The sequence below is a fragment of the Roseovarius salis genome, from assembly GCF_044472985.1.
GTDB classification, from domain to species: domain Bacteria; phylum Pseudomonadota; class Alphaproteobacteria; order Rhodobacterales; family Rhodobacteraceae; genus Roseovarius; species Roseovarius salis.
In genome coordinates this window covers 1-3443 of sequence record NZ_JBISDG010000083.1, presented here as the reverse complement: position 1 = coordinate 3443, position 3443 = coordinate 1, and the positions used below count along the sequence as shown (strand labels likewise).

The following is a 3443-nucleotide window of genomic DNA, read 5'->3' as shown; positions in this document are numbered from 1 at the left end:
GATCGCCATGCGTTGCGAGAAAACACTCTCCTCCTTCGGCGCCTTCGTATCCCTCGCCTGTGCAATGGTTTGGCTGGCCTAAATGAAGACGCGACCTAGGGTCTATCCCCGCGGGTGCGGGGGAGCCGCCCGCGTGACGGTCTCGACGCCATCGAGGGCGGGTCTATCCCCGCGGGTGCGGGGGAGCCCGGTCGTCACCCGTCCACACGGAAGCCCTATAGGGTCTATCCCCGCGGGTGCGGGGGAGCCTCGATGCCGTGACGGGTGAATCCGTCGGTCATGGGTCTATCCCCGCGGGTGCGGGGGAGCCCGCAAGGTTGAACTTGAACTCACTGAGGAAGAGGGTCTATCCCCGCGGGTGCGGGGGAGCCGCCTGATCCGAGTGCTGGGGGTGGTTGCAGGAAGGTCTATCCCCGCGGGTGCGGGGGAGCCTGTTCCCTATTTGTTCCGGGTTAGAAGGCTTGGGGTCTATCCCCGCGGGTGCGGGGGAGCCAAAGAAAAACCCCGGGAGGGTCTTCGCGACAGGGGTCTATCCCCGCGGGTGCGGGGGAGCCTCTTACACGTAATGGCTTGTTTTGGTTCAATTGTCAAAGAGCAGTTGGGTGAATTATTAGAAATTCACTCTCGTCTAACGAGCAGAATGCCATCTGCGTCAACGATTTCCTTCGGGGGATCGCCAAGCGTTTCAATCCGCAGATGGCCGGTTGCCGCCTTGTCGCGCCACACCATTACGAGAGAGCCACGCCTCAGCGTTTCCCACCAATACGACACGACGTCCCAAACACGCTCTCGCACGCCTGAGGACATGTCCGGCGCGACATAAACGCCGGCCGATACTTCCAACATGACAGAGGTGAGAAAACCGCGGTAGCGGGCCTCGACGTCACGGGTCACGATGACGGTCAGTGGCATCAGTCGCGCCCCTCGATCAGCGCCTTGATCCGTTCGATCATGTCTGGGATGACCCTTTCCTCGGAAAGCGCCTTTCCCGTCAGTCGCCGTGTCGTGCGCTCGATGTTTTCACAGCGGTGCTCGGAGACACGGCGCGCAGCCTTGAACGCGCAGGGGATGGTGACGGTGGTCCGATAGAGGTCGGCGATGTCGAGGACGAAGGACTGGCCGGCATCCTCGTGGATGAAGCCCAGTTGCGGGATCGTAGCAGTCGCGGTCACAGCGATCGCTGCGGCCGCCTCTACCGCGCTGGCGGCGTGGTTCAGCGCCTGGTTTGGAAGATCCGCGGCGTTGGGATTGGCGCGGTCATAGCGGCGTCCGTACCAGTCGATCCCAATGCGGCTAGCCGAAAGCGCATAGGCTTCCTTCATCCGGGCGCCCTCGATCCCGCGCAACACGTCGAGGTCGCGGTGCGGCAGCACCTCGCCGAGGCGCAGCGCATACATCCGGCGCGCCGTCATCAGGCGCAGGTCGTCATCAGCCCATATTTTCGCCTGAACACGCGCCAGGCCGGAGCGATCCGGCATCATCGGCGGGGCGGTATACATACGCACCCCGTCTTCCCCAACGGCGGCCAGCGCGGTGCGCGCGTGGGCGATCAGGCGCAGCGCGTCGTGGCTAACGGTCGAGCCGGGTCCGAGCAGGATGATCGAGACACCTTGCAGGGGAATCGCATAATCGCCGGGGTCAAGCGCGTCGGCCTCGGTCGCCTCACCTTGCAGGAAGGCAAGGGTCCCGTCCCGCGCCGTCAACGCGCCGCGTGCGAGGTAAAGGCACCCCGCCCGGTCGGCATGTGGCACCTTTGCGCTGTCCAGCCCGAGACGCCCCTTCAGCACGACGTCAGCCCTTTCTTTGCGGTGGCCGCAGAAGCAGCATGCCGTATCCATAACTGCGGTGTCGCCCGACTCCGCGCGCCAGCAAGCTGGCAAAACCCTCGGGATTGCGTACGGTCAGGGTGCCGTGGATGACGACCTCGGGGCCTTCGACCCGGCGCCCGCCGCGCATGCTCCTGACACGCCTGAACTGGTGCAGTCGCGATGCGTCCCTTTCGAGGTCGGCGACGGCTGCGAGGCGTGCTTCCAGCCAATCCAGGTAAACCTCCTCGCGCGGTCGGGCATGGTCGTTGCGCAGCGTCTCGGACAGGAATGCGTCCACCTCGGCCCCTTTGGGAAATTGCACGTCCTTGCCCTTTAGCGGCGAGGCCAATCGCACCGTGGGTCGGATCTTGAGGTCGAACCCCAGAGGCATCCCTTTCTGCCAGGTGGTTTTGGGGCGCTCGACCGAGCGCAGCGCATCAAGCGAGACGACCTCAGTCTCGGACGGTCCGATCGACAGCGCAACCGCTGCGCGGAGCTCTTCCGCCGCGACAGCGCTGTAGGCATAGAGCGTGCCGGTCCGCGCGCGCGGCGCGACGAGCAGGCGAAAGGGCTGCAATGCGGCAGGGCCAAATGCCTCGCCCAAAAGGTGGTGGAGGACCAGCCCTTCGTCGAACAGGCCGCGACCGATGTTGCGGTGCCCCGCCCAGCGGTTCAGTGCCGGCAATGAGAGCGGCATCTCGACGAGGTGGAGGGTCATGCGATGCGGCCCTCCATCACGACGCGGCTGCCACCGTGGAGGCCGCTGTGCCAGTTGCGCAGGTCAGCGATGTCGTGACGCAGGGCATCGTCGGGGCCATCGCCCTCGTCGGGCCAGATCGCGCGGCCGCCGATTCCCAACGCGTCGAGCGCGGCGAAGGCGGTCTCGGCCTCGACGGTGCCGACCACGAGGCGCGCCGACGGCAGGCAGGCCTTGCGCCCGATGAAGAGCGGGCGCGCGGGCCGGTCGAGCGCGGTTGCCACATCTTCGAGCGTGGGGCCCTCGCCCGCCGCCAGCCTGAGCACGACGCGGGTTTCGTGATCGGCCAGATAGTCGCGGCGGCGGCGGTGGGGACTGTCATAGGTCGCGCCTGCCCTGCCCTCGGGCGCCCCCCATGTCGTCCAGCCGCGATCCGATTTCTCAAGCTTGGCGTTCTGCGTATCGGTCACGACCAGCGGTGCGCTGCGCCCGTCCGGCATCACCGAAAGCGTGCCGAAGATCAGCCTGTCCTGCAACGCCTGGTGCGCCGCGCTGTCCTCGCGCCGCCAACCCAGCGCATTGGCCAGCAGCCCGGTCAGCGCCGAGGCCGAGGGAAATTCCCGTGTCGGCCCGACATGGTCGATGGCGATGCCGCCGAAGGCCATGAGTGGTGCGGCAAGCCGCAGGTGGAGCCATTCATGCCTCATGGCGTCGCGGTTCCGCCGAGGCGTGCGGGAAGGTCGCGCGCGAACGCTGCGAGATCGGCCAGAGAGCCACGCTCGGCCCCCGGCACCTCGCGATTGGCCAAGGTCATGACGCGGCGAGTCTCGCCCGTCGCATATCGTGCGAGACGAGGTTGTGGTGCGCGCCGAGCGTCGGCGACGCTGGACTGACGAGGCCAAGCTGGCGATCCTTGGCGAAGTCGGGATGAGCGGCTG

General features: G+C 66.5%; 4 protein-coding genes and 1 CRISPR repeat array. All 4 genes read right to left on the bottom strand.

Annotation, left to right across the window (positions count from 1 at the left end; all coding sequences use genetic code 11):
• Nucleotides 1-98 precede the first annotated feature (98 nt).
• A CRISPR array of direct repeats spans nt 99-554; the repeat unit is 29 nt; unit sequence GGGTCTATCCCCGCGGGTGCGGGGGAGCC.
• A 64-nt stretch (nt 555-618) separates the two neighbouring features.
• Genes cas2e through cas5e form a run of 4 tightly spaced genes read right to left on the bottom strand, consistent with a single transcriptional unit; the run spans nt 619 to nt 3212 of the window.
• Nucleotides 619-912, bottom strand: a complete 294-nt coding sequence (gene cas2e / locus ACH13J_RS18160) for a type I-E CRISPR-associated endoribonuclease Cas2e (RefSeq protein WP_397544753.1) — start codon at nt 910-912, stop codon at nt 619-621.
• The gene (cas1e, locus tag ACH13J_RS18155; RefSeq protein WP_397544752.1) at nt 912-1787 is read right to left on the bottom strand and encodes a type I-E CRISPR-associated endonuclease Cas1e; all 876 of its coding nucleotides are present in this window, start codon (nt 1785-1787) and stop codon (nt 912-914) included. Before cas1e ends, cas2e begins: the two co-directional genes overlap by 1 nt.
• Nucleotides 1788-1791: 4 nt before the next feature.
• Nucleotides 1792-2526, bottom strand: coding sequence for a type I-E CRISPR-associated protein Cas6/Cse3/CasE (locus ACH13J_RS18150; protein WP_397544751.1), 735 nt, complete (start codon nt 2524-2526; stop codon nt 1792-1794).
• Nucleotides 2523-3212, bottom strand: coding sequence for a type I-E CRISPR-associated protein Cas5/CasD (gene cas5e, locus ACH13J_RS18145; RefSeq protein ID WP_397544750.1), 690 nt, complete (start codon nt 3210-3212; stop codon nt 2523-2525). Before cas5e ends, ACH13J_RS18150 begins: the two co-directional genes overlap by 4 nt.
• Nucleotides 3213-3443 lie beyond the last annotated feature (231 nt).